This is a genomic window from Candidatus Amarolinea dominans (assembly GCF_016704685.1).
GTDB classification, from domain to species: domain Bacteria; phylum Chloroflexota; class Anaerolineae; order SSC4; family Amarolineaceae; genus Amarolinea; species Amarolinea dominans.
Window position 1 is genome coordinate 1 of record NZ_JADIZS010000027.1, and the last position, 25,210, is coordinate 25,210.

The 25,210-nt window shown below is 64.9% G+C and carries 20 protein-coding genes; 19 read left to right on the forward strand and 1 reads right to left on the reverse strand.

The window, feature by feature from the left end:
- Positions 1-369: 369 nt before the first annotated feature.
- From IPF85_RS17920 to truB, 10 genes are all read left to right on the forward strand, one after another.
- Positions 370-1,077: an RNA-directed DNA polymerase gene (locus IPF85_RS17920; protein ID WP_343409424.1), complete on the forward strand. Its 708-nt coding sequence runs from the start codon at positions 370-372 to the stop codon at positions 1,075-1,077.
- Positions 1,052-1,321: a hypothetical protein gene (locus IPF85_RS17925; protein ID WP_343409425.1), complete on the forward strand. Its 270-nt coding sequence runs from the start codon at positions 1,052-1,054 to the stop codon at positions 1,319-1,321. The genes IPF85_RS17920 and IPF85_RS17925 overlap by 26 nt, the downstream gene beginning before the upstream one ends.
- A 304-nt stretch (positions 1,322-1,625) precedes the next feature.
- Positions 1,626-2,726 (forward strand): hypothetical protein, encoded by a 1,101-nt coding sequence (locus IPF85_RS17930; protein WP_343409426.1) that lies wholly within the window; start codon positions 1,626-1,628, stop codon positions 2,724-2,726.
- 6 nt (positions 2,727-2,732) lie between these two features.
- Positions 2,733-3,254, forward strand: a complete 522-nt coding sequence (locus IPF85_RS17935) for a hypothetical protein (RefSeq protein ID WP_343409427.1) — start codon at positions 2,733-2,735, stop codon at positions 3,252-3,254.
- A gap of 1 nt (position 3,255) precedes the next feature.
- Positions 3,256-4,947 carry a transcription termination factor NusA gene (nusA, locus tag IPF85_RS17940; RefSeq protein ID WP_343409428.1) on the forward strand — a complete coding sequence of 564 codons (1,692 nt, stop codon included), beginning with the start codon at positions 3,256-3,258 and terminating at the stop codon, positions 4,945-4,947.
- A gap of 3 nt (positions 4,948-4,950) precedes the next feature.
- The gene (locus IPF85_RS17945) at positions 4,951-5,259 is read left to right on the forward strand and encodes a YlxR family protein (protein WP_343409429.1); all 309 of its coding nucleotides are present in this window, start codon (positions 4,951-4,953) and stop codon (positions 5,257-5,259) included.
- A gap of 456 nt (positions 5,260-5,715) precedes the next feature.
- The gene (gene infB / locus IPF85_RS17950; RefSeq protein ID WP_343409430.1) at positions 5,716-8,379 is read left to right on the forward strand and encodes a translation initiation factor IF-2; all 2,664 of its coding nucleotides are present in this window, start codon (positions 5,716-5,718) and stop codon (positions 8,377-8,379) included.
- A 20-nt stretch (positions 8,380-8,399) separates the two neighbouring features.
- Complete coding sequence (rbfA, locus tag IPF85_RS17955; RefSeq protein WP_343409431.1) at positions 8,400-8,783, forward strand: 30S ribosome-binding factor RbfA; 384 nt, start codon at positions 8,400-8,402, stop codon at positions 8,781-8,783.
- Between the two features lie 9 nt (positions 8,784-8,792).
- Positions 8,793-9,833 (forward strand): bifunctional oligoribonuclease/PAP phosphatase NrnA, encoded by a 1,041-nt coding sequence (locus IPF85_RS17960; protein ID WP_343409432.1) that lies wholly within the window; start codon positions 8,793-8,795, stop codon positions 9,831-9,833.
- Positions 9,834-9,897: 64 nt separating this feature from the next.
- The gene (gene truB / locus IPF85_RS17965; protein WP_343409433.1) at positions 9,898-10,788 is read left to right on the forward strand and encodes a tRNA pseudouridine(55) synthase TruB; all 891 of its coding nucleotides are present in this window, start codon (positions 9,898-9,900) and stop codon (positions 10,786-10,788) included.
- Between the two features lie 103 nt (positions 10,789-10,891).
- Here truB and IPF85_RS17970 read toward each other — a convergent pair whose 3' ends face one another.
- Positions 10,892-12,607, reverse strand: a complete 1,716-nt coding sequence (locus IPF85_RS17970) for a S8 family serine peptidase (RefSeq protein ID WP_343409434.1) — start codon at positions 12,605-12,607, stop codon at positions 10,892-10,894.
- An 814-nt stretch (positions 12,608-13,421) separates the two neighbouring features.
- Here IPF85_RS17970 and IPF85_RS17975 point away from each other — a divergent pair.
- The 9 genes from IPF85_RS17975 (at position 13,422) to IPF85_RS18015 (ending at position 25,085) form a co-directional block, all read left to right on the forward strand.
- On the forward strand, positions 13,422-16,298 hold the full coding sequence (locus tag IPF85_RS17975) for a carboxypeptidase-like regulatory domain-containing protein (protein ID WP_343409435.1): 2,877 nt from the start codon (positions 13,422-13,424) through the stop codon (positions 16,296-16,298).
- Complete coding sequence (locus tag IPF85_RS17980) at positions 16,295-16,651, forward strand: hypothetical protein (RefSeq protein ID WP_343409436.1); 357 nt, start codon at positions 16,295-16,297, stop codon at positions 16,649-16,651. Before IPF85_RS17975 ends, IPF85_RS17980 begins: the two co-directional genes overlap by 4 nt.
- Positions 16,652-16,666: 15 nt before the next feature.
- The gene (locus IPF85_RS17985; protein WP_343409437.1) at positions 16,667-17,992 is read left to right on the forward strand and encodes a carboxypeptidase-like regulatory domain-containing protein; all 1,326 of its coding nucleotides are present in this window, start codon (positions 16,667-16,669) and stop codon (positions 17,990-17,992) included.
- 136 nt (positions 17,993-18,128) lie between these two features.
- On the forward strand, positions 18,129-20,171 hold the full coding sequence (locus IPF85_RS17990) for a hypothetical protein (RefSeq protein ID WP_343409438.1): 2,043 nt from the start codon (positions 18,129-18,131) through the stop codon (positions 20,169-20,171).
- Positions 20,168-21,004, forward strand: a complete 837-nt coding sequence (locus IPF85_RS17995) for a class I SAM-dependent methyltransferase (protein WP_343409439.1) — start codon at positions 20,168-20,170, stop codon at positions 21,002-21,004. The genes IPF85_RS17990 and IPF85_RS17995 overlap by 4 nt, the downstream gene beginning before the upstream one ends.
- A gap of 19 nt (positions 21,005-21,023) precedes the next feature.
- The gene (locus IPF85_RS18000) at positions 21,024-21,815 is read left to right on the forward strand and encodes a hypothetical protein (protein WP_343409440.1); all 792 of its coding nucleotides are present in this window, start codon (positions 21,024-21,026) and stop codon (positions 21,813-21,815) included.
- 5 nt (positions 21,816-21,820) lie between these two features.
- Positions 21,821-23,071: a hypothetical protein gene (locus tag IPF85_RS18005; RefSeq protein WP_343409441.1), complete on the forward strand. Its 1,251-nt coding sequence runs from the start codon at positions 21,821-21,823 to the stop codon at positions 23,069-23,071.
- Between the two features lie 7 nt (positions 23,072-23,078).
- On the forward strand, positions 23,079-23,795 hold the full coding sequence (locus IPF85_RS18010) for a polyprenol monophosphomannose synthase (protein ID WP_343409442.1): 717 nt from the start codon (positions 23,079-23,081) through the stop codon (positions 23,793-23,795).
- Positions 23,796-23,849: 54 nt separating this feature from the next.
- Positions 23,850-25,085 (forward strand): DegT/DnrJ/EryC1/StrS family aminotransferase, encoded by a 1,236-nt coding sequence (locus tag IPF85_RS18015; protein ID WP_343409443.1) that lies wholly within the window; start codon positions 23,850-23,852, stop codon positions 25,083-25,085.
- Positions 25,086-25,210 lie beyond the last annotated feature (125 nt).

Genomic DNA, 25,210 nt, shown 5'->3' on the forward strand with positions numbered 1-25,210 from the left:
CGGTTTTCGGGTTGTGCGCCCCTAGCTGTTGGGCCTCTGAACTCTGGCGCCTCTGGCCTCTGGAAAACGCTGGACCTCTGACCCGCTGGCTTGCTCCCGTGAGATGCCCCCGAACTGAATATCCCCCTCGTAAGGCGTTCCCTGCAACCAGGTCGCCGCAGGCGGCCAAATTTTTTCGCAAAAACCTCATGCGCTTTGACGCTCGCTGCTGCACCATGCAAAGGAGTTACCGATGGTCAAACAAGTGACCGGCCGCTACGCTGATGTCTATCGCTGGGACAACCTCTCGCCGCCTACCGCCAGGCGGCGCGCGGCAAACGCGGCCGCGGCCCCGCGGCGCGCTTCGAATATCGCCTGGAGGACAACCTGGTGCGCCTGCAGGAGCAGTTGGCCACGCACAGCTACCGCCCCGGCGCGTATGTCCATTTCTTCATCCATGAACCCAAGCGCCGACTCATCAGCGCGGCGCCCTTCCGCGACCGGGTCGTGCATCATGCCCTGTGCAACATCATCGAACCGGCGTTCGAGGCCAGCTTTATCAGCCACTCCTACGCCAACCGCGTGGGTAAGGGCACGCATCGCTGCCTGGACACATGCCAGCATTGGCTGCAGCGCTATCGCTACGTTCTGCAGTGCGATCTGCGCCAATACTTTCCCAGCATTGATCATCGCATCCTGCAGCACACCCTCGACCGACGCATCCAGGACGGCGACCTGCGTCGCCTGATCGCGTTGATTCTGCGCAGCGGCGCCGGCGCGCTGGCCGGAGAGTATGACATGGTCTACTTCCCGCACGACGACTTGTTTGCCGTCAACCGCCCGCGCGGCCTGCCCATCGGCAACCTGACCAGTCAATTTTGGGCAAACTGCTATCTCAACGAGTTCGATCATTTCGTGACGCGTGAGCTGGGCTGCGCGGCCTACCTGCGCTTCGTGGATGATTTCTTGCTTTTTGCCGATGACAAGCGTACACTGTGGGCCTGGAAGCAGGCCGTCAGTTGCGGCCGGGTTGGGGCAGCCCCGTCCGCCTCAAAAAGGAGAGAGACCAACCATGAGTGCGATCCATGCCGATGTTGAAAAGATGCAGAGTTTTCTCGATCACCTGCGCCGCTTCGACCAACTGCTCGACGACGAGTTTCGCAGCATGATCGGCCACTGGCGCGACCTGGGCGGCGTGTGGACCGACAACAAATACCACGAGTTCGGTCGCGACCTGGAAGAAGTGGCCCGCGGGGTCGAACATTACCTGGCCGCCACGGACGGCCATGAGAATCACCTGGCGCTCCTGATCGAGAGGCTAATCATATTCCTTGACACGTAGGCATTGGGTTGGCAACCCCCAATGGCTGCGCCGACTGTGATGGCTCAGGCCAGCGGGGACTGAGACAGGATTTACAGGATTGACAGGATATTTGGCTCTCCGTGCCGATTGTTTTGCTCACCGCAGGACGAAAATCCTGTTCATCCTGTCAATCCTGTCCAAATCAATTGGCGGTCAACTGAATGCCCCACACCTCGGGCGGTGAAAATCCTGTTCATCCTGTCAATCCTGTCCAAGTTGATGCGCAAGGTGAACAGTGACCGCCAGTTGATGATTCGCTGCTGTTCGAACCCCATGAGGGCCGATGACCCAAATCCACGCTGATCTGGACGCGCTGCAGGATCTGCGCGCGGCGCTGCTCACCTTTGCCGGCCGCACCTCCGAGGCCCTGCCGCCGGTGCAGACTGCCGTCTTCCACGCGACCCAAACCTTCGATGACCTGGAAGATGCGGCCCGCGGCCGCATACGCCACCTCACCGACCTTCTCTATGACTGTTATCGCGCCGCGGCCCAGGGATTTCCTGTGGACTGTGGCCGCATCCAGCAAGCGTTGCAGCGCGCGGAACAGCGCCTGGCGCACATCCTGACCAGGCGTCGCCGCTTCGATGCCGTCGTCAGCGCGTGGGAGCACCGGCGACACGACCTGGAACAGGCGCTCGACGCCGACCTGTCCGGCGCCGTTACCTACCTGGATCGCCGCATCGCTGCCCTGGAAGCCTATCAGACCACCCAATTGATCGGTGCGGCGTTGGGTCTGGGCGCTGCGGGCATACCCAGCCTGATGGGCGCAACCATCGGCGTCATGCGCCTGGCGCAGGGGCGGGTGAATCACGTGCTGGGCCGCGCCGGCGAGGAGATGGCTTCCATCGTTCTCAGCCGCCGCTTCGGGCTGCAGGAGATGACCTTTACCCAGCCCACACACGGCTTCGACCGCGTCTTCAGTGCGCCGGGCCTGCCGCTGATCGTGGTGGAGTCCAAAGCCAGTCAGGACGGCGCGCTGCGCCTGGGTCGAACCGCGGCGGGCGAGCAAGGCTCAGCCGCCTGGGTAGCTCAAGCCGCGACCAGGATGACCGACCCCGCGTCGGCGCAGTGGAGTCCAACCAATGCGCGCCTCGGCCGCCTGGTGCAGGAGATGGGAGCAGCCAACGTGCCGACGCTGGCCGTTGTCACCGACTACGCCCGCGCCACCGCGGCCGTCTATGGCCGCCAGGCAAGCGGTGAGTGGGCCTTGATCGAAGCTGGCATTGACCTCGACGCCCTGTTAGCAGAGGACGCCGCCGAGCCGATGCCGGCGCCTGGCCCGTCAGCGCCCGTCGAGCCGCCATCCCCCTGGTCAGAGCAAGGGGCGGCCCAACCGGCCGAACGTCGCGAGGGCGTGCCCGGCGGCGCCGAACGGAGAGGATGACGAACGATGGACGACCTGAGCACACCGATGCTGGACATCGCCCGCCAGATGGAAGCCGAGTGGCAGGCAGCCGCCGACCACTGGCGCGACCGCACCGCCAACTACTTCGAGCGCACCTATTGGCTTCCCCTGGCCGAAACCACACTGGCCTACATCCACGCCCTCCTGCCCTGGAGCACGAACTGGACGCCCTGCATTCATTGGCAATTGCCGATTATTGACCGACGATGGCCGGGATTGAAGACTGGCCGGAGATTGGGGTGGGGAGTTGGATGGCCGATTGCCGATCTCGCCTGCCGGGGGGAATTTGGACTTTGGGTGGTGCTCTGCCCTCCATCTCTGATCTCGATCCCTTCCTCTGATCTCTTCCTCAAAAGTTTGCAAGTTCTCACGGCGTGTGCTAAAATGAAACTGTACTCGTCAGAGCATTGTTTGCAGAAAAAGTGGGCCAGCCCCACTTTTCTTTTTGGCGTAGAACAGGGCGAAAAAATGTGGTGCGGAGGAAACTCAAAACGGCATGCGGAATGAGTTGATTATTGCGATTAACCAGATCTGCTCAGAGAAGTCGCTGCAACGGGATGTGGTCATTGATGCCATCGAAGCCGCTCTGGTGCAGGCGTACAAGCGCAACTTTGGCGCGACTGGCAATATCATGGTCAAGATTGACCAGGACACGGGCAGTATCCGTGTCTTTTCCGCGCGCCAGGTGGTCGAGAAGGTTACCGACGTTAAGAACGAAATTTTGCTCGGCCCAGCCACAGCCCTAGACAAGCAGGCCGAACTGGGCGGAACCGTTTACGTCGAAACCACGCCGAACGATTTTGGCCGTATTGCCGCGCAAACGGCCAAGCAGACCATTCTGCAGCGCATTCGCGACGCGGAACGCGACGCCACATTCAAGGCCTTTGCCGACCGTGAAAATGAGATTGTCAGCGGCACCATCCAGCGCATTGATTACACGACCGGCGATGTCACGGTGGCCCTCGATCGTGGCGATGCGCTTCTGCCCAAGCTGGAGCAGATTCCCAACGAGCGTTATCGCGTCAACGCCCACCTGCGCGCGTACCTGACCGACGTGCAAAAGGGGCCGCGCGGCCCGGTCATCAAGCTCTCGCGCACGCACCGTAACATGCTGCGCCGTTTGCTCGAACTGGAAGTGCCAGAAATTGCCAATGGCTCGGTTGAGATCAAAAGCATCGCCCGTGAACCGGGCCAGCGCTCCAAAGTGGCGGTGGTTGCCATCCAGTTTGGCGTGGACCCGGTGGGGGCGTGCGTCGGTATGCGCGGGGTACGCATTCAGAACATTGTCACCGAACTGAACGGTGAGAAAATTGACGTGGTCGAGTGGAGCAGCGACACGCGCACCTTCATCATTAGCGCCCTCAGCCCGGCGAAGGTCAACGAAGTCTTTCTCGACGATCACGGGAGCGAGAATAAGACAGCCATCGTTGTCGTGCCTGACCGCCAGCTGTCCCTGGCCATCGGCAAGGAAGGGCAGAACGCACGCCTGGCGGCCAAATTGACCGGTTGGCGGATTGACATCAAGAACGAAACCGATGCGGCCAAGGAAAACCTGTCACAGGCATTGATCTCCAAGGCGCGCCATGCCCTGGCCCCGGAGCGCGACCTGCTGTCCCTGGCCGAGCAAATTCTGAAGGACCGCGCGGCGTCGGCTTCCGGGCCGGCGTTCGATACCCTCGAACTGGAGAGCCGTGTATTCGAACCGGCCATGCCGCCCGCGACGGCAACTGAAAAAGCGGCCCCGCCAGAGCGCACCGTTGTCCCGGAACCGGAGCACGTTGCCCTTGTGCCGCCAGCCGCCGCTCCAAAGCCGGAGCCTGTAGCGCCCGCGCCACAGGCGATTGCGGTTGAACCGGACGCGGAACCTGCGCCGGTGATCGAGCCAGCGGCCGTGACAGCCGAGCCGACCGCCGCGATTGACGAGGCGGCCGAGACCGACGCCGAAGTGGCGCTGCAACCAGGGCCCGTGGTGTGGGACGAAAGCGGCGAAGGCTTCCATGTCGAGGTCGCACCGGAAGACTATCCAGAAATGGGTGTGATCGAAGGTGATGCCGAAGGTGATGCCGAAGTCGAGCGCGAGCGCAAGCGCAAACGCGGCAAGAAGCAGCACCTGGTGTTCGATGAGACACGTGGTGAAGTGGTGTCGGTGCGCCGCCACAAACGTGAGGCGGACGCGTGGAGCGAGATTGACGCGGAGTAGGGCGTGACGACCAAGCCGCGGCGTGTGCCGCAGCGCATGTGCGTGGTGTGCCGAGAGGTGCAGGGCAAACGTGCCCTCATTCGCATCGTGCGCACACCGACCGAAGGCGTGCTGGCGGATCCCACGGGGAAGCGTGCCGGTCGTGGCGCCTATCTTTGTCAGCGCCCCTCCTGTTGGGAACGGGCGTTAAGTGGTCAAGTGCTCGCGCGTGCATTGCACACGACGCTGACCGTCGCCGAGATCACGGCTCTGCGTGACTATGCGGCCAACCATGTATCTTTTTCTGAAGTAGTCGAGTCTAAAGGCGAGTGACGCAAATGGGTGGGTCACCGCAACCATAATGCAGGCCATGCATAGATGGCATCAGTTACGTCAAAAGGATATGAGTCGGCAGCAACAATATCTGTCAGGCATGGGATTTGCCCGGCGTCGCGACATAGCAGACTGGGAAACACAGGGGAATGAGCGTATGTAAATCAACAACGTTCGCTCCTCGTCCTTTCTTCTTCACTTTACTGACTTCCTGAGTCCTGCTAAGTCGCCCTCTGCGCCTTCCCGGCGCCTCCATACCTGAACCGATCACACCAGGGTTAACGGGTAACCCCCGTAAGCCAATAATAACATGAGTGACATAGAGATTCCTGAATGCGGCGCGATGTGATCGCCCATTGACCAGGTTGTAGGCGCTTGCCCAACCCTGGTAACGCTTCAGGGGGCACCTGACTTGTCAACACGTGCTTGACAGGATCATTGGGGAGGCGTAGAAATATGGCAACAGAAGTAAAATTAAAAACAGGAACACAACAACCAACACCCCCGCCCCTGCATACCGGTCAAGACAAGCAGAACGGTAACGGACAGGGCAAAGATGAACGACAGCCGCTGTCCCCGGCGCTGGGCGTTGCGGCCAGCGCTGTCAAAGTAGCCAAAGAAAACCCCGCGCCTGGCACTCGCGAACCTGCACGCAGCGCCGCGCCCCGCGCAACCCCGAGTCAACCGCCATCATCGGCCAATGGTTCGCGCCCGACGCCAAGTCCGGTCGGGCCAGCCGCGCGTCCGGCAACGCCAGGGCCAGCCGCGCCACGGCCAGCCGGCGGGGACAGCAATCAGCCGGCGCGACCGCCGGGCAGCAATCAGCCGGCACGACCGCCGGGCAGCAATCAGCCGGCACGACCGCCGGGCAGCAATCAGCCGGCGCGACCGCCGGGCAGCAATCAGCCGGCACGACCGCCGAGCAGCAATCAGCCGGCACGACCGCCGAGCAGCAATCAGCCGGCACGACCGCCGAGCACGACCGGACAGCCCGTTCGCTGGGACAGCCCCAGACCCCCATCCGCGGCCCCGCCTGGCCGCACGCAGACACCGGGCGCGGGATCGCGCCCGGTACCGTCATCCTCCGGCGCGGCGCAGCGGGGCGACGCCTTGCCAGGCAGATCTGGCCAGGGTCAATCGCGGCCGCCCCAGGGGCAGAACCGGCCCGGCGGCTCGCAGGGAGGCCGTTCCGGGGGCAGCAGAGGCCCGCACACGGGCCATTCGGGCGCGCGGCCGGCCGCATCACCGGTCGTGGCCGCCGCACCTGTGAAATCGCTCAAGCCAACCTTCGTCGAAATTCCACCCGCCATCACCGTGCGTGACCTGGCGCAGTTGATGCAGGAAAGCCCGATAGACCTCATCAAGGTCCTGATGAACTACGGCATCATGGCGCCCATCACGCAGACGATTGACTTCGGCACGGCGACGGTGATTGGTTCCGAGTTTGGCGTGGAGGTCAAGCCGATTCCAACGGCTGAGCCTGAGGGCAAGAGCGCGGCGGAACTGGCCAACGCAGAGCCAAAGACCCTGCGGCAGCGCATTCTGGAATCGCAGGTGGAAGATAAGTTGATCGAACGCCCGCCGGTGGTTGCCGTGCTGGGGCATGTGGATCATGGCAAGACCACCCTGCTCGATGCAATTCGCAAGACCAACGTGGTCGAAGGCGAGGCGGGTGGCATCACTCAGCGCATCGGCGCGTACCAGGTCGAGTTGAACGGCCGCAAGATCACCTTCCTCGACACGCCCGGGCACGAAGCCTTCACCGCCATGCGCGCGCGTGGCGCCCAGGTGACCGACATTGTGGTGCTGGTGGTGGCGGCCGATGACGGCGTCATGCCGCAGACCAAGGAAGCCATCAGCCATGCCAAGGCGGCCAAGGTGCCGATCGTCGTGGCGATGAACAAGGTGGACAAACCGAACGCCAACCCGGATCGCGTCAAGCAGGAATTGGCCGATTCGGGCCTGTTGATCGAAGAGTGGGGTGGTGATGTCGTTTGCGTGCCGGTCTCGGCCAGGATGAAGCGCGGCATCAACGACCTGTTGGAAAACATCCTGCTGGTGGCCGACATCAATCCGCCGCTGAGCAGCCCCGAAGGTCACGCCATTGGTACGGTGATCGAAAGCGAAAATGACCCCCGACGTGGTGCAATTGCCACCCTGCTGGTGCAGACCGGCACGGTGCGCGTGGGAGACCCGATCGTCGCCGGCGGGGTGGCCGGTCGCGTGCGCGCGATGTTCGATGACCGCGGCAACGCGCTGGACGCGGCGCCTCCCAGTATGCCGGTCCGCGTCATGGGCTTCAGCACGGCGCCCACGGCCGGCAGCACCTTCAAGGTAACGGCTGACTACAACGCGGCGCGCACCGAGGCCGAGGCCTGGCAGGTTGCGCACCGGGTGGCAGCCGCCGCACCGATCAAACTGGTGAGCCTGGAGGACGTCTTCCAGAAGATGCAGGCCGGTCAGGTCAAAGAACTGAACCTGATCCTGAAGGCCGACTTCCAGGGTTCGCTGGAGCCGATCGTCAATTCGTTGAACCGCCTGAGCAATGACGAAGTCAAGATCAAGATCTTGCACCAGGGCGTGGGCAAGATCACCGAGTCAGACATCAACCTGGCCGCTGCGTCCAGTGCCATCGTGATCGGTTTCAATGCGTCGCTGGACGGCGCCGCGCAAAATGTGGCCGAAACCCAGGGCGTGGACGTGCGCACCTACGACGTGATCTACAACTTGCTGGAGTCGGTGGAACTGGCCCTGAAGGGTATGCTGGAGCCGGTTTACAAGGAGGCCAGCCAGGGTGAAATCGAAGTGCGCCAGGTGTTCCACCTGAGCAAGAAGGGCACCGTGGCCGGTTGCATCGTGCGCAGTGGTTTTGTGACGCGTGGCTCGCTGATCCGCATCAAGCGCGGCGACCAACTCGTTGCCACCACGCGCATGCAGTCACTGAAGCGCTTCCAGGAAGATGTGAGCGATGTCAAGGCTGGCTTCGAATGTGGCGTTACCCTGGAGAAATTCGAAGCCTACGAGTCGGGCGACATCCTCGAAGCGTACAAGATGGAACGCGGGCTAAGCGCAGAAAGGGGGAAGAGGCCTTGGCGACCATGTTATTTTCAAGTCAGTTAGCTGGATAGGGTGAGTGGCACATGACCAGTTATCGGCAAGCCCGCTTGAACGGGCTGTTACGCGAGGAGCTGACACTGATCCTCAGTGGCGACCTGGGCGACCCGCGCCTGGCGCCCGTAATCGTCAGCGACGTGGTAATCTCGTCCGATTTCCGGAACCTGCGCGTCTTCGTTTCTGTGCTGGACGACGATCCGGTTGTCGAGCGTGAGGCGCTGCGCGGGCTGGAACATGCCAGCGGCTACCTGCGCCGCCGCCTGGCCGAGCACGTCAACCTGCGCTTCACCCCCGAACTAAGCTTCAAACTCGATCGCACCGAGGCACGCGCCGAGCGTATTGATCGCCTGCTGACCGAGATTGCCAGCCAGACCCCGGCGCCTATTCCGGCGCCAGCAGACGACGACTAACCGCGACCTATGACTCAAAGGCAACCGTTAGCCGTCAGCGACACGTTAGGCCCGACCGATGCCGCCATCAACGAAGTGGTGGCGGCCATCGGCCGGGCCAGTTCCATTCTAGCCGTCTGTCACGTCAGCCCGGATGGTGACGCCATCGGCTCCCTCCTCGCTTTCGGCGCCATTGCCAAGCACCTGGGCAAACCCTGCGTCTTGGCCTGCGCCGATCCTGTGCCAGAGATGCTTCAGTTCTTACCTGGCGTCAACACCATCGTGCGCCGCGCCAGCGGCCCGTTCGACCTGGCGGTGGGGCTGGATGCCAGCGATCCCCGGCGCTTGGGCGATCTCTTTGCTCGCCATGCCCAAGCAGACGCCTCCACGCTCAACATAGATCACCACATCACCAATCTGCGCTTCGCCGCCGTCAACTGGATTGACCTGACCGCCGCGGCCACCGCGGAGATGATGGTTCTGTTGGCCGACCATCTCCAGATGCCGCTGACGCGGGCGCTGGCTACCAGTCTGCTGACCGGCCTGGTCACCGACACGCGCGGCTTTCGCACGAACGGCACCTCCGCCCGCGTCCTGCAGATGGCATCACGCCTCGTGCAAGCTGGCGCGCCGCTCTTTCAGATCATGGAAATGACGCTGGAACGTCGTTCAGTGGCGCAGATACACCTGTGGGGCCGCGTACTGAGCCGCGCCCGTTTGCATGGCCGCATCTTGTGGAGCGATGTGACGGCCGCGGACCGTCAGGCGGTGGGCATCAAGGAAAATGGCAGTGATGCAGGGCTGTCCAGTTTCCTCGCCAGCGCGCTGGAGGCCGACGTCTCTGCCATCTTTGTGGAACGCAACGGCAAGATCGAGGTCAGTCTGCGCGCCTGCCCCGGTTTTTCGGTGTCCGAGGCGGCGCTGGCTCTGGGCGGCGGTGGGCATCCGCTGGCGGCCGGCTGCAACATCGAAGGCTCGCTGGCCGATGCCCGGCGCCTGGTGCTGGCCGCGCTCGATAACAGCCTGGCCGGCCAGGGCTTTCCCCAGCCCTTCTTCGACGAGCCGGCATGAAGAAAAATGAAGCAGACAAACCGGTTTCGCGCAGAAATTCGGGTTGCTGCCAGGCGCGAGGACGATGATTTTTGGTCTGTTGAATATACACAAGCCGACCGGACGCTCCTCCCGCTGGGTCGTCAATGCGGTCAGCCGTATCACCGGCGTGGACAAGATCGGCCATGCCGGCACGCTCGATCCACTGGCGACCGGCGTCCTGCTCATGGCCCTGGGGCCGGCCACGCGCCTGATCGCCTACCTGCAGGCCGGCACAAAAGTCTACCAGGCCGCCATTCACCTGGGCGTTAGCACCAGCACCTATGACGCCGAAGGGGAGGTGCTGGCAACCGCACCGGTGCCTGACCTGGCGCCCGGCGATCTCCAGCACGCGCTGGCCCGCTTTGTGGGCGACATCGAGCAGCACCCGCCGGCCTATTCGGCCCTGAAGGTCGCCGGCGTCGCCGCATACCGCAAGGCGCGGCGCGGGCAGACTGTGGAACTGCCGTCGCGCCGGGTGCAGATCGAACAGATCGAGCTGCTGAGCTGGCATTCACCCGTGCTGACGATCAGCGTGACCTGTGCGCCCGGCACCTACATCCGCTCCCTGGCCTTCGACCTGGGCCAGGCGCTGGGCTGCGGCGCCCACATCTCCGGCCTGGTGCGCACGGCCAGCGGGCATTTTCGCCTGGAGGACAGCGTGGATCTGGAGACCCTGGCCGCGGCCGCAGGTGCCGGCGACTGGCAACGTTTCCTGCTGCCGCCCGACCAGGCCGTCCTCGACCTGACGCCCGTTTACCTCGACGAGGGTCGCACGCAAGTCCTGCGGCACGGCAACCCCGTCACCGCGCCCACACCGCCGCCCCTATCCAGCGGCCGCGCCTACGACCCCGACGGCCGCCTGATCGCCCTGGTGACCTACGACGCAAAATTGCAGGTGTGGCAGCCGGATAGAGTGTTCGACGCTGTAGGGTGACATATCAGAGATCAGAGATCAGAGATCGCGCCTAAAGGGCGTACCGCCAGGCGCCCACGCAGGTGAACGCCGGGCGGTGCGGACCGGCCTCGCGGCAGAACGCTCAATTGGTGCAATTGACGCCCCACCGGTCCACCACCGCGGTCACGTCGGTGGTCGTGATGGCCGGATCGCTAAAGTCCAGGTTGCGACGCGCGTTGTAGAGCGCCTGGCCCGGTTGGGTGTTCCAAATTTCAGCCACCAGTTGCACGTCACGAATGTCAATGCCCCCGTCGTAGTCAATGTCGGTCGGGCAACGCACCGCGTTGACCGCGTTGAGCGCATCAATGCGCCCCCAACCGTAGACGTTGTTCGGCGTGGGGCGATTGTCCAGCGGGTCGGGATAAGGAGTGAGCACGCCGCAGGTGATGTTATCGACGCGGGTGGCGGTCTCGCGGATGTACTGGGCCGTTTCCAGGATCTGCCCGCGCAGCGCCGGGTTGGCCTGCCACATCAGCGCCACCAGGCCCGCCACATGCGGCCCGGCCATGCTGGTGCCGCTGGCGCTGCTGTAGCCGGTGTCACTGCTGTTGGTGGCCGAGCGGATACTGGTGCCGGGCGCGGAGACATCCGGGCCAAAGAGACCGGTGAAATCGCGCAGGCCGCGACTGCTGGAGCCAGAAATCACGCCGGTGGCGTCGTAGAAATTGCCCACCGACAGCGACTCCGGGTAGACGGCCGGCGGATCATTGATACTGCCGCACCCCTGGCCGCCATCGTTGCCGGCCGAGGCCACGAACATGACGCCGGCCGCGTTGAGCGCCTGGATCGAAGGCTGAATCTGCGTCCAGGTGGCAGAGTCGCAGCCTTCGGAGGCCGGGCAGCCCCAGGAATTGTTGACCACGTCCGGCTGTTTGCTGGTGTCATCGCCAGGCGCCAGGAAGAAATCGTTACATTCGACATAGCGGCTGATGGTGCCGACGCCGGCATTCATGTTACGACAGGCGATCCACTTGGCGCCCGGCGCCACGCCGATCTGGTCACGCGAGGCCGGCACTGCGCTGTGATCGTCGCCGGCCACCGAACCGATGGTGTGCGTACCGTGGAAATAGTCGTCGCACGGCGCAGGGACGTTCAGGCCGCAGGGGTTGGCGCCGCCGTCGTGAATGGCATCATGCCAACTGTAGGTGTGATCCGCGCTGACGCCGTTCCAGCCGCGATACTGCGGCTTGAGCGCCTCGTGCGTCCAGCGCACGCCCGTATCGCCGCCGGCCACCACGATGCCCGCGCCATCAATGCCCATGGCCCAAACCTGCGGCGCACGGATGTAGTTGACGCCGCTGGAGATGACCGCCGGCGCGTCGACCGGCTGTGTCACCTGCTCGCTGGGGTCAATACCGAACGACGCATCGAGCGTCAGCCAGCGCACATCGTCACGCGCGGCCAGTTCGTTGACCAGGGTCAGATCAGCCGCCGGCAGGTAGATCATGTTGACGCTGAGGAAAGCCTGGTAGGCGACACCGCGCTGAGTCAGCTCGGCGCGCAGGCTGGCCTGGCTGCCCTCGGCAAAATCCTTGAGCTGCGCATAGACAAACGCACCTTTAGCCTCTTTCTTGACCAGGTAGGCCGCCTGGCTCAAATCGGCCTGGCCCGCCAGGAAGATGAGCACCGGCGCCTGACCGACGTCTTGCAGGCGTTGGGCCAGGTTCGCCTCAACCTTGGCGGTCGGCAACCCCGGCGCGGCGCCGATCGGCAGCGCCGTTGCGATGAGCAGCATGAGCAGACACGTGGCCAGCCACCGCCGGCGCAAAGGATGGAACCAGCTTGTTTCCACAGACATCGAGCCTCCACAGGTAAAGTAGACAAACAAGATTTGGCGGGGAGCGGGCAAGAACCACACGGTTCGACGGGGCGCAAACGGCTTACAGCTCAGCGCAGCCAGGCCAACGCGTCAAAAACCGCGGCGGGGCCCCAATTTGATGTCTAGTTTGCTCCTTCACACGAAACCATGCCATGGATGATAGAAAACAAAAGCGAACGCAACAAAGGATTTTAGAAAGAGATGAAGGATTTAGGGTAAGTCTCTCGGGCCGGACTTTGGGTCGCTTTTTTGGATTAGTATAGAGTGGGCGGGGGGCTCAGACTTAGACGGGGGGGGTTTGGGTGATATTGATGTGGGCGGGATGGCGGGTTGGGAGGACACATTGGCAGAGGATCGGAGGATCGTCCCACCAAGAGAAGGGAAGTTCTTTTAAGAGCCGAGCTGGGAACTCGACTTTGAAAGTGGTCGAATGAGGGAGGGAAAGAGGAAAGCAATGAGGATGCACATTCAGAAGGAGATAAGAGATCTGGGAAACCTCTAAGCAAGTTGAGAACCCATTTTTGTTTGAAAACTGGTGCTTGATCGCAGTTCGGGGGGTCGAACTGGAGGAATACCAAATAATGGCTCAAGGAGATCAATGATGCTGTTCCAACTCGTCTATTTAGCCTCATGCCCCCTTGTTTCTAATGGGTGTAGAGACTATTTTTCTGCCTGAGGGTGCGCTTTGGGGAAGTTATGTTTCGTAATCGCCAACGTGAGCTGAACTACCTGGAACGCCGTTGTGCGCAGCCAGGCAGTCGGCCTGACTCGATTTCCGCTCAGGAGGTTCACCATGATGCACATCAACGACTTTCCTCGCCCGCCGGATGACAATGGCCGCGGGCTACACTGGTCCGCACGCGTCTATCACCCGACCAATGAGCCGACGCGGGGAACGGGCAACGCGGAGGAGGATGCCCGCTACGCCATGTCTGCGCGCATCTACCGGGAGCCGGCAGCCGCAGCTACGCTCGGGGCCGGCGAGCCACCAACCGTCAACTGGACGGCCGCGCTCCACGAAGCGAGCGCCAGTGAGCTGGACTATTGGATCAACGAGCTGCAGGCCATGCACATCAAGTGGGTCAAGCTGATGGATGATGGCGGTGGTTCCTCGCTGCTGATCTGCCAGCGCATGCTGCAGGCCGGCATCATGCCGATCGTGCGCCTGTTCAAAGAGCGCCCCAACCCGCGTGGCATTGGCGGCCGCGAGTTCGAGACGGTCAGCCGCCTGGTAGACGTGGGCGTGCGCTACTTCGAAACCAACAATGAGCCAGACCTGCCCGCGGAGTGGGAAAACAACCTCATGCCGCCCAACTGGCTCGACATCGTGGTAGACAACTTCATCCGTGACGCCGATCAAATCCTGGGGCGCGGCGGCCTGCCGGCCGTCCCCGCCATGGGGCCGGGCAGCCGTGACAACCCCATTGCCATGATTGTGGCCCGTGGGCGCCGTGACCTGTTCGAGCGCGGCGCGTGGGTTGCCATTCACAACTACACCCTCAACCACCCGCTCGATTACCCGGACGATGCTGTCAGCCAGTTAGGCGTACCGCTGAGCCAGGCCGACTACGATCGCTATGGCGCCTGGTCATGGGATAATCGCATACGCGAGTCGGCAAACCCTGAAGATCCGACGATCAACCGCCTGCGCCGTGAAAGCAAGCACACCGGAATTTCCATTTTCGAGGATCCCAATTGCTTCCGCGGCTATGAAGCCGCCGGCAAGATGATCTTCGACGCTCTCGGCTTCTATGTACCGGTCATCAGCACCGAGGGCGGCCCGGTGGTTGGCTGGGGCGATGACAAACGCTACAACAAGATCGTTCCCAGTCAGCAGATGGAAATGCAGCAGGAGATCATGCGCCAGATGCAGAACAACGAAGTGCCCGATTGGTATTTCAGCCTCTGCACCTGGTTGATTGCCTCGCGGCCGTTGGGCGACTTCACCCCCGCGTGGGAAACCATGAGTTGGTACACCCACTGGTGGGACCAGCAATTTGGCCTGAACGGCCGCCTGCCCATTGTGGACGCGCTCAAGGCGCTGCCCTCCGTCAGCCGCGTGTGGCCGGCCGGCGCCCCGCAGACGGCTCGCCTGCAGGGCAGCCTGTTGCTGAACAACGGCCAGGCGCCGGGCGCGGTGAGCCTGCGCCTCCAGGCCGCCGGCCATGCCCCTACGCTGATCTCGGCGCCCGGCGGCGCGTTCAGCGTGGATGCCCTGGCCGCGGCCACCTACACCCTCAGCGTGGTGGATGGCCCCGACATTGCCAGCGATATCGCCCTGGCCGCCGGCGAACAGAGGACGCTCGCTGTCACCCTGCCGGCCGGCGCGACGGTGTCAGTCCTGCGCGGCCAGGCGCTGCGCAACGACCGACCGCAGCCCGGCGAAGAGGTCGAACTGCTGGCGCTGAGCAACGGCGCCGCGCAGGTCATCGCCAGCCAGACGGTGCTGGGCCAGGGGCGCTTCCATTTCGGCGGACTTGGCCCTGGCGTCTACCAGGTTCAAGCCGGCGCCACCACCTCCGCGGCGGTGACGCTCGACGGCTGGAGCAGCGCCACGGTCAACCTGGCGCTGCCCGCGCCGCCCGATTTCCGCTACCGCGTGACGAGCACCCAGGCAACGCCCGGCAGCCCGCGCCGCATCATCGGTCGGGTTTTCGATACGCAGGGCAATGGCCTGAACGGTATCAAGGTGCAGATGTCCTGGCCGAACCCTGACCCGGACACGCAATTCCCGGAAACCCTCACCGGCCGCGATCCGTTCAAACCGCTGGGCTTTTACGAATTTCTGGCCTCGGCCGGCCAGTTCCAGGTCAAGATCATCCAGGGCGATTGGGAAAGCGACCTCAGTGCGCCGCTCTCGACAACCGTCGTACCGGGCCAGCCCGGCGATTCCTTCTACTGGGAAGCGAACTTTCAATTGCAGCAGGTGGTGCGCAGCCAGAGCATCGTGCGCGGGCGCATCACCAACCCGCCGGCCAACGGCGTCATCGTGCTGAGCGGCAGCGCGCTGACCGGCGGGCCGCAACGTCAGGCCCTGCCGGCCACTGGGGAGTTCGAATTCCGGGATCTGCCCGCGGGCAGCGATTTCGAGCTGATTGTGGAACGCGTCGCCCGCCTGGGCGCCGCGTTTGCCCTGGACGGCGCCAACACCGTCGAGCGCAGCGTGTCCCTGACCGGCGCGTTGAGCGGCCGCGTACTTGGATTGGCGCCCGGCGCCCTGGTTGGCCTGGCCCGCACCAGCCCCCTCTCCTGGCGCCGCGCGGTCGAGCTTGGCGCTGACAATCTCTATCGCTTCGACGGCCTGCCTCCGGGCCGTTACCAGGTCAGCGCCGGCGACAAGCACAGCGCGGACATCATGTTGGCCGAAGGTCAGTCCGCGGAGGCCCCTACGCTCGATTTGCAGCCTCCGCCTCCACCGCCGCCGCCACCCCCTCCGCCGCCGCCACCCCGCCGCCGCCACCACCCCCACCGCCGACCCTCAGCGTCATTCACGGCCTGGTGCAATACGTCAGCGGCGGTCCGCTGGCCGGGGCCGAGGTGGAGCTGCACCACGACGGCCTGTTGGAGACGCAGACCCTCAGCGACAGCGAGGGCGAATTCGAGTTTCGTGATCTTGGAGCCGGCATCTACAGTGTGCATCTGCCGGAATACTGGGAGTCGTCCACCGTGACCCTGGATGGCCAGGCTGAAACCACGTTGGCGCTGACGGTGCCCGACCCGGAACTGCCGCCGGCGCCGCTGAACCTGCGCCAGTTTTTCCTGCTGGGGCGGGGAAACGTCTCCCAGTCCGCGTTGGTGCAGGACCAGATCCGCCTGCTGGCGCCTTACCTGGCGCTGCATCCCGATGTGGCCGTCGGTTTCGACCCGACGCAGGCCGCCAAGGCGGAGCGCGTCGCCATTCTGGGCGACATGACGTTGGTCAACCAGGGCATCGAGCAGGACCTGCACCTGGCCGGCTGCCGGGTTGAGCGCATGGAAGGCGACTTGTACGCCCTGGCCGCTTGGCTGAGGGTCAATCTGTAACGCAGGAGGTGGAGCATGAGCAACCTGTTTTCGTGGATTTCCAATCTCCTGGGCGGCCCGTTTGGGCGCTCAACTGTGTCATTCCCCGGCCTGGCGTTGACCCGTGGTCTGGACGAGCCGGTCAACGATGCGGCGGTCTACGGTGTGGGCATCGAAGAGACGCAGCCGGAGAACGGCAGCCTCTACTGGAAGGTGCATCGTGTCCATCACCTGACCCCAGAGGAGAACAACTTTCGCCAGCACATCTTCCTGGACATGGTGGATGAGGCCGGTAATCGGCTGCAGGGCGGCCTGGTGCTCGTGCGCTGGTCTGGCGGCGAACAGGTCATCACCCTGGACAAGCCGCCCGGCCAGCCGGCCGGCAACTTTCCCATGTGGAAGTATCAAGTCTGCGAGGTGGTGGCCCTGGGCATGCCGGGCACAACCCTGGCCAGCGACAAGGTGACAGGGCTGCATACCGGCCACAAGGGAGAGGGGCAGGATGAGGGAGGCAACCGCCTGTTTCATCACAGTTTTGCCGTTGTCTTCCAGCGTACCGTGGCCGGGGCGGCTGCCAATCTTCACGAGAGCGTCATCAGCGGCAGTGTGGCCAACGGAGCGGGGCGCACCGTGGTGCTTCTGCAGGAGGGCGCCACTGTTGCACAGACCGTGGTTGGCGCCGATGAGATTTATCACCTGACCGGCCTGGCGGCCGGCGCCTACCTGGTGACCGTGCAAGGCTCGGATGTGCGCGCCGGCCCGGCGACGGTGGATGGCCGCAGCAGTGCGACGGTCAACCTGACCTTGCCGTCCGTGCCACAGGAACAGAGCAGCGTCAGTGGGCGGGTGCTGCGCGGCGCTGGCGCCACGATCGAACTGTCCCTGGACGGCGCCCTGGCAAGCTGGGCCTCGGTAGCCAGCGATGAGCGTTATCTCTTTGCCGGGCTGCCGGCCGGCCGCTACCGCGTGGGCATCACCGGCGCCGCGGTCATGTCCGAGGAGTTCGACCTGGATGGCCGCGGCGCTCACCTGCAAGACCTTGAATTGCCGGAAGCGGACGCCGGCCCCAGTAAGCCCCTGCCCCACTATGTTCTTTTTGCGCCGCTGAGCACCGTCCAGGGACAGGTTGACTGGCTCCTGGCCGCGCCTTACCTGCAAACCTTTGGCCTGACCGCCGGCGCGTATGTCGAACATGCCAAGCTGGCAACGCGTGTCACCCTCATCGGCAGCGGCCCGGATGCGCCAGGCGCCGCGGTGGAGCAGGCGTTGGCGGCGGCCGGCTGTCGCGTCGAACGAATCGAGGGCGAAAGCGAGGACATTGCGGCCGAGCTGGCCCAGCGCATCCAGACCGGGCAACCGTAGCGGGCGCAGCGCGCCGGATCTTGTAAATAAGCCACGCGCTGCGTAGTATACGCAGCGCGTGGCTTATTTACAGGGTGAGTGTATGCATGCTGGCGTGCTTGGGCATTACTTGTAGCTGTGGTAAAATCTCCTGGCTATGCAGCGATGGACACTTCGGCGTGCGCATCACGCCTGGATCGAAGCCCTTCTCCTGGCCGGCATCATCATGATGGCGGCTTTTTTGCGTTTTTGGCAGTTGACGAACACCCCGCCCGGCTATCACTTCGACGAAGCCTTCGAGGGGCTGGAGGCCTGGCGCCTCCTGCAGGACCCTACGTATCGTCCCATTTTCTTCACCGGCAACTTCGGCGTCGAACCGCTCTTCATCTACCTGACGGCTATCGCCTTCAAGCTCCTGGGCGCCGGGCCGGTGGTGCAGCGCGGGGTCGCCGCCCTGATTGGCAGCCTGACCGTGCCTGCGGTCTGGCTGCTGGCCGTTGAACTGCGCCGCTGGCAGCCGCGCCTGCCTGCCAGCCTGCCCCTGTGGAGCGCAGCCGTGCAGGCCGGGCTTTTCTGGGCCATCAGCGCCAGCCGCATCGGTTATGAACCCGGGCTGGTGCCGCTGCTGCTGTGTCCGCTGCTGACCGCGCTGCTGGCTGCCCTGCGCAGCGGTCGCACGGCCGCCTGGCTCCTGGCCGGCGCGCTGACCGGCCTCGGCCCCTACACCTACCCGGCCGGCCGGCTCTACCCGGTCGTCGTTGCGGCCGTGCTGCTCATCGCCTGGCTCTGGCCGCGCCTCCCGCGCTCAGCGGACGAGCGCAGCGCCGCGGCCCTGTCCGGCCGCCATCTGCTCCTGCTGGCGCTGACCGCGCTCCTGGTCTTCGCGCCGCTGGGCTGGCAGTGGCTCAGCAACCCCGATCTGCTCCTGCTGCGCTCGCGTCAGATTGCCGTGGTGGCCGAGGGCGCGGGCAGCGCCTCGCCCATGCAAACCATCGTGCAGCACACCCTGGCCACGGCCGGCATGTTCAGCCTGGCCGGCGACGTGGATCCGCGCAACAACCTGCCCGGCCGCCCGGTCTTCGACGCGTTCCTGGCGCCCTTCTTCTACCTGGGCCTGGCGTTGACCCTGTGGCGCTGGCGGCAGCGCAGCGCGGCCTGGCTGCTGGCCGTGCTGGTCATCATGCTGGCGCCCACCATCCTGAGCGAGTACGCGCCCCATTTTCGCCGCGGGCTGGGCGCGCTGCCCATCGTCTCGCTCCTCACCGGCCTGGGCCTGGGCGCGGCCTGGGATTGGGTCGCGGCGCGGCTGACCGGCGAGCATTCGTGGCGCGGGCCGGCCTTCTGGGCGCGTCTGGGCATCGTCGCCTGCCTGGCCGCGTCCATCGGCCTGGCCGGCCGCGACTACTTTGGCCGTTGGGCCACATCGCCCGACCTCTTCTACGCCTTCGATGAGGGTCTCTGGCAGTTGGCGCAGGCCGTGGAGGACCTGCCCGCCGACGGCCAGGTCTACCTGACCCCGCGGCCGGCCACGCACGCCACGCTGGCCTTTGCCTGGCGCGACGGCCAGCCGCCGATCACCTTCGATGGCCGTCATGTGGCCGTCACCGCGCCTGACCCGCAGCGCCGTCGTTTCTACGCGGTCATCGAAACCGAGGATTTTCGCAGCCGCCTGCTGCTGCCGGAGCTTTTCCCGCTCATCGAACACCACACGGTCATCAACGACCGCCGCGGTCAGCGCTACGCCACGATCTACGAAACGCCGCTGGTCTACCCGCCGGTGATCCGGCCACAGCAGCTCAGCGGCGCGGCCTGGAACGAACAGGCCCGCCTGCACGGCTTCAACCTCAATCCGACCTATCGCCGCGGGGACATCATCTATCTGCGCCTCTTCTGGCAGGCCCTGGCGCCCATCGCAGACGACTGGACCTTTTTTGTGCATTTGCTCGACGCGGCCGGTCAGAATCGGCTGAGCGCCGATGTCGCGCCCGGCGCGGGCAGCTATCCCACCACGCGCTGGCAAGCTGGCGAATGGATTGTGGATGAGGTGCAGATTGCCATACCGCCCACCCTGCCCGCGGGCGACTACCAGGTAGAAATTGGCTTCTATCTCAGCACGGGCGCGCGCATTCCGCTGCCCACAGCCGCAGGCGCCGACGATCACCTGTGGTTGGCGCCGCTGCGCATCGAGGAGACGCCATGAGCGGCCCACGAACACAGCAGCGGTCAGAAGAGCGCCGGGAAGCGGGGATGGGGCCAGTCGCCAGCGCGGCACAGTGGGGCGCGGCCCTGCCCGCACTCTATGCCCACGAGGAGATGCACTGGTGGACGCGCGGCATGTTCGCCTGCACGCGGGCCATCCTCAGCGCGGACGGCTGGTCAGGCGCGGGCGCGGTGCTCGATGTCGGCTGTGGCAGCGGCGGCGCCCTGGCTCACCTGCCCGCGCGGCGCCGCGTGGGCGTGGACATCGCGCCGCTGGCGCTGGCGTATGCACGGCGGCACGCTGACCTGGCGCTCCTGTGTGCCTCGGCCATGTCATTGCCGTTGGCGCCGGCTCAGTTCGACCTGGTGCTGGCGCTGGATATGCTCGATCAGCGGCAGGTTGACAGTCGCCAGGCGCTGCTTGCCTGCGCCGGCCAGTTACGTCCCGATGGCCGCCTGCTGCTGCGTGTCTCTGCGCATCCCTGGCTGCGCGGTGCGCACGATGAGGCGACTGGCACCGGCGCGCGTATGAACGCCCGCCAACTGCGCACGCTCATCCAGGCCGCGGGGCTGAGCGTGCGCCGCCTGACCTTTGCTAATTTCACCCTTTTCCCGCTGGCTGCCAGCCGCCGCCTACTGGCCGATACCCTCAGCCAACCGTTGGCCCAGGATTTGCAGCTGCCGCCGGCGCCGCTCAACCGCCTGCTGCGCATGGTGCTGCAAGGCGAGGCGCGCTGGCTGCGCAGTGGACGCAACCTGCCCTGGGGCCTTTCCCTCTACGCCCTCGCGATCAAGCGACCTGAGCCGCGTGGCGCGCGCGAGGCGCGTTCATGATCCGCCCCGACCTGCGACCGTGGCTGCGCGCCCGCCGGCCTGGCGCTGGCTGCCCTGGCTGCTGCTCCTGGCGCTGGGTGTGCGCGCCTGGCAGTTGACCTTTCACAGCCTGTGGCTGGACGAGGTCTTCAGCCTCTTCTGGGCCAGCAAGCCGGTCGGCGACATCGTGCGCGTCGGCCTGACCCTGACTGAGGACAAGCACCCGCCCCTCTACTACCTGCTCCTGCACGGCTGGATCGGCCTGTTCGGCGCGACCGACGCGGCCGTGCGCAGCCTGGGCGTGCTGCTGGGCGCGCTGGCCGTCTGGCCGGTCTACGGCCTGGGGCTGATCACGCAGCCCGCGCCGGCCGACCGGCCCGATCACGCCTGGCGCCGCGGCGCGCTGCCCGCGCTCCTGCTGGCGCTCAACCCCTTCCTGGTTTGGTACAGCCAGGAGGCGCGCATGTTCATGCCGGCCACCACCTTTGGGCTTTGGGGCCTCTACGCCTGGCTGCGAGCCTTATCGCCAACGGCCACGCGGGGACTGACCGCGCCTGGCCGCAAGATAGCCACATTTTTCTGGTACGGCCTGGCCATCGGCGGACTGCTGGCCGCCTGTTACAGCTATCTCTTCGCCGCCTTCCTGCTGCCGGTGGCCGGGCTGTGGTGGCTGGTCGAGCTGCTCCGCACCGTCGTAAGCGGACGATTGAAATCGCGCCCGATAGCCGCACCGCCGAGCGTTCACCGGCATGGACACAAGACCGGTCGGCGCAGGCCGACCTTGCGGCGGAACGCCCGTTCGGCCCGAATTCATTCGGCGCCCTGGCCCTGACCATCATGGCCCTGCTCTTTCTGCCCCTGGCCCTGGCCGCGTGGTCCGTCAGCGGGGCCGAGGCCGCGCCGGGCCGGCCCTTCGACGACCTGTGGCCCACGCTGACGCGGCTGCTGACCGCGTACACCGTGCGCCAGGCGCCCTGGTCGCCGTCGCTCATCGGGGCCGCCGCCGCGGCCGCGGGCGGGCTGCTCTTGATCGGCCTGGCCGCGGGCGTGCGCCAGGATGGCCGCCGCGGCCTGTTGGTGCTGCTGTGGTTGGTCATCCCGCTGCTGCTGGGCAATTTCCTGCTGGCAAAGGATGCTACGGTGTTCGCCGAAACGCGCTACTTCATCCCCCTGGTCCCGGCCCTGTGCCTGGCCTGGGCACGCGGGCTGCACGCGCTGGCGCAGTGGCGGCTGTGGCCGGGGAGGGTGGCAACCGTCAGCCTTCTGTTGCTCTGCCTGGCCGCGCTGCCGTCCGTGTGGCGGGCGGACCCGGCCTGGCTGCGCGAGGACTGGCGCACGGCCGGACAGGTGGTGTCGCGTTATGTCAAACCAGGCGATGTGGTGCTCAACCACGTCAACTACACGCAGATGGCCTTTGCCCGCTACTACCAGGGCGCGGCGCCGCTGCAGGCGCCGTTTGGCAGCCCGTTGGCGGACGAAGGCGCGGTCGAGGCGCAGCTCGATCCGCTGACCGGGGCCGACACGCTGTGGCTGGTCCTGTCGCACCAGGAGGGCGTTGACCCGGCCAACCTGGTGCGCGCCTGGCTCGGCGGCCGTTTCCCGCTGGTGACAGAGCTTTATCCGGCCGGCATCGCCATCCGCGCCTATGCCACGCGCTACCGGCTGACCGGCCTGCCGGCAACGGCCGCGGCCGTGGATGGGCCGGCGCAGGTGGACGGCGCGGTGCGCCTGGCCGGCTGTACACTGGAGCCAGGCCCGGTGACTGCCGCCCAGCAGGTGCTGCATCCGCCCAGCGGCTGGGCGCATGTGACTCTCTACTGGCAGGCGTTGGCCGCGCCTGCCAGCGATCGCCTGGCCCGCGTGCGCCTGTTGGACGCTGACGGCCAGGTGTGGGGCGAGAGCCTGGAGCGCGCCGATAGCGCGCTGCACTTCTACCCGATGACGGCCTGGCAGCCGGGCGAATGGGTGCGCGACGATTACGATATCAACCTGAACCCGGCCACGCCGGCGGGCGTCTACCGCGTGGCGGTGACGCTGCTGGGAGCGGAGGCCGAGGTGATTTGCGGCCGCGTGACCGTGACAAAGTAGGGGTAGGATGACCACGGTTTCAGTAATTTTGCCAACGTACAATGAAAAGGATAATATCACCCCCCTGGTCGAGGCGGTGCTGCGCAGTTCGCAACACCCGACCAGCGTCTGGGTGGTAGATGATGATTCTCCCGATGGCACCTGGCAGCGGGTGGCCGAGATGGCCGCGCACGATCCCCGCGTGCATCTGATTCACCGCACCGACGCCAAAGGGCTGACGAGCGCCATTGCCCGCGGGATTCGCGACAGCGATGGCGACATCGTGGTGTGGATGGACTGCGATTTTTCGATGCCGCCGGAACGAATTCCGGCCCTGGTCAATGCCATTGTGCGGGAAAGCGCCGATATTGCGGTCGGTTCGCGCTACGTGGCGGGCGGGGCCGATGTGGGCCATTCGCTGATGGCGCAGGCCTTCAGCCGCACGATCAACCTGGCGGCCGGGCTGCTGTTCGGTTTTGGTGTGCATGATTACACGAGCGGCTTCATTGCGGCGCGACGGGTCGTTTTCGAGCGTATCGAACTGACCGGCGACTACGGCGAGTACTGCATTGATCTGCTGGTGCGCAGCCAGCGTCAGGGCTGGCGGGTGGTCGAGGTGCCCTATCTGTGCGTGGAGCGCCAGAGCGGCCAATCAAAAACCGGCGTCAACGCGATGGACTACATCCGCCGCGGGCGGCATTACGTGACGACGATTGGGCGCCTGGCTCTGCATCATCGCCCTTGATCCGGGAAGGTTTCAACCCGGGCGGTTTTTTATCTTGAAGGAGCAAATGCAGACATGCTGCAACTACGTGAACTATCGCTGGAGGAGATGGGCGACCTGGCCGAGATCATTCCAGGGCCTGATCCTGAGCTGAAGGCCACGATCCGGCCGATTTCGCAGTTCGAGCCGGACACGACGCGGCCCATCATCCCGGTGTGCGAGCCAACGCTGACCGGCAACGAGCTGAAGTACGTGACGCAGGCGGTCGAGAGCAACTGGATTTCGTCCGCGGGCAGTTTCATCCGCGACTTCGAGCGCAAATTTGCCGATCTGAGCGGCGCGCGCTATGGCGTGGCCTGCGCCAACGGCACGGTGGCCTTGCACCTGGCGCTGGCGACGCTGGGGTTGGAGCCGGGCGATGAGGTCATCATTCCCACCTTCACCATGATCGCCACCGCCAACGCGGTGACCTATTGCGGCGCCAAACCGGTGCTGGTTGATTCGGAGCCATGCACCTGGAACATGGACATCAACCAGGTGGAGGATCGCATCACCCCGCGCACCCGCGCCATCATGCCGGTGCATACCTATGGCCATCCGGTGGACATGGACGCGCTGCGTGCCATTGCCGACCGCCACGGCCTGCTGCTGCTCGAAGATGCGGCCGAGGCGCACGGCGCGCGCTACAAAGGGCGGCCGGTGGGCAGCCTGGGCGACGCGGCGTGCTTCAGCTTCTACGGCAACAAGATCATCACCACCGGCGAAGGGGGCATGGTCACGACGAACAACGAGGGGATCGCCCGCCTGGCCTGGAACCTGCGCGATCATGCCTTCAGCCACGAGCGCCATTTCTGGCACAAGGTGGTTGGCTTCAACTACCGCATGACCAACCTGCAGGCGGCCATCGGCCTGGCGCAGACCGAGCAGTTGGAGAAATTCGTGGGGATGCGCCGCGCCAACGCGGCCTACTACTCGCAACTGCTGGCCGCGATCCCCGGCATCACCACCCCGCCTGAGGCCGACTGGGCCATGAATGTCTACTGGATGTATGGTATTTTGGTAGACGAGAAGGAGTACGGTCTGAACCGGGATCAACTGCGCAAAGCACTGGCCGACCGCGGCATCGAGACGCGCACCTTCTTCATCCCGATGCACTGCCAGCCAGTTTATTTCGATCAATACCGGGGCCAGCGCTTCCCCGTCGCGGAAGACCTGTGCCGGCGCGGCTTCTACCTGCCCAGCGCATCCAGCCTGACACGAGCCGAGATCGAACGGGTGGTGCGGGCGATTGGGGAGGCGAGAGGGAGATGATTGCCTGTTGTTGTTCCTGTTCCTCGGGTTGTTGTCGTCGCGGGCAGCCTAAGCAGTTACAGTGGAAGAAAGAAAATCCGAGTGGCAGAATCCAGAATTCAGAAGCCAGAAATCAGAACTGGCCC

Coding starts and splice junctions, on each gene's coding strand:
- IPF85_RS17925 (WP_343409425.1), top strand. CDS start 1,052: ATGAGTGCGATCCATGCCGATGTTGAAAAGATGCAGAGTTTTCTCGAT.
- IPF85_RS17930 (WP_343409426.1), top strand. CDS start 1,626: ATGACCCAAATCCACGCTGATCTGGACGCGCTGCAGGATCTGCGCGCG.
- IPF85_RS17935 (WP_343409427.1), top strand. CDS start 2,733: ATGGACGACCTGAGCACACCGATGCTGGACATCGCCCGCCAGATGGAA.
- infB (WP_343409430.1), top strand. CDS start 5,716: ATGGCAACAGAAGTAAAATTAAAAACAGGAACACAACAACCAACACCC.
- rbfA (WP_343409431.1), top strand. CDS start 8,400: ATGACCAGTTATCGGCAAGCCCGCTTGAACGGGCTGTTACGCGAGGAG.
- IPF85_RS17960 (WP_343409432.1), top strand. CDS start 8,793: ATGACTCAAAGGCAACCGTTAGCCGTCAGCGACACGTTAGGCCCGACC.
- truB (WP_343409433.1), top strand. CDS start 9,898: ATGATTTTTGGTCTGTTGAATATACACAAGCCGACCGGACGCTCCTCC.
- IPF85_RS17970 (WP_343409434.1), bottom strand. CDS start 12,607: ATGTCTGTGGAAACAAGCTGGTTCCATCCTTTGCGCCGGCGGTGGCTG.
- IPF85_RS17975 (WP_343409435.1), top strand. CDS start 13,422: ATGATGCACATCAACGACTTTCCTCGCCCGCCGGATGACAATGGCCGC.
- IPF85_RS17985 (WP_343409437.1), top strand. CDS start 16,667: ATGAGCAACCTGTTTTCGTGGATTTCCAATCTCCTGGGCGGCCCGTTT.
- IPF85_RS17990 (WP_343409438.1), top strand. CDS start 18,129: ATGCAGCGATGGACACTTCGGCGTGCGCATCACGCCTGGATCGAAGCC.
- IPF85_RS17995 (WP_343409439.1), top strand. CDS start 20,168: ATGAGCGGCCCACGAACACAGCAGCGGTCAGAAGAGCGCCGGGAAGCG.
- IPF85_RS18005 (WP_343409441.1), top strand. CDS start 21,821: ATGGCCCTGCTCTTTCTGCCCCTGGCCCTGGCCGCGTGGTCCGTCAGC.
- IPF85_RS18010 (WP_343409442.1), top strand. CDS start 23,079: ATGACCACGGTTTCAGTAATTTTGCCAACGTACAATGAAAAGGATAAT.
- IPF85_RS18015 (WP_343409443.1), top strand. CDS start 23,850: ATGCTGCAACTACGTGAACTATCGCTGGAGGAGATGGGCGACCTGGCC.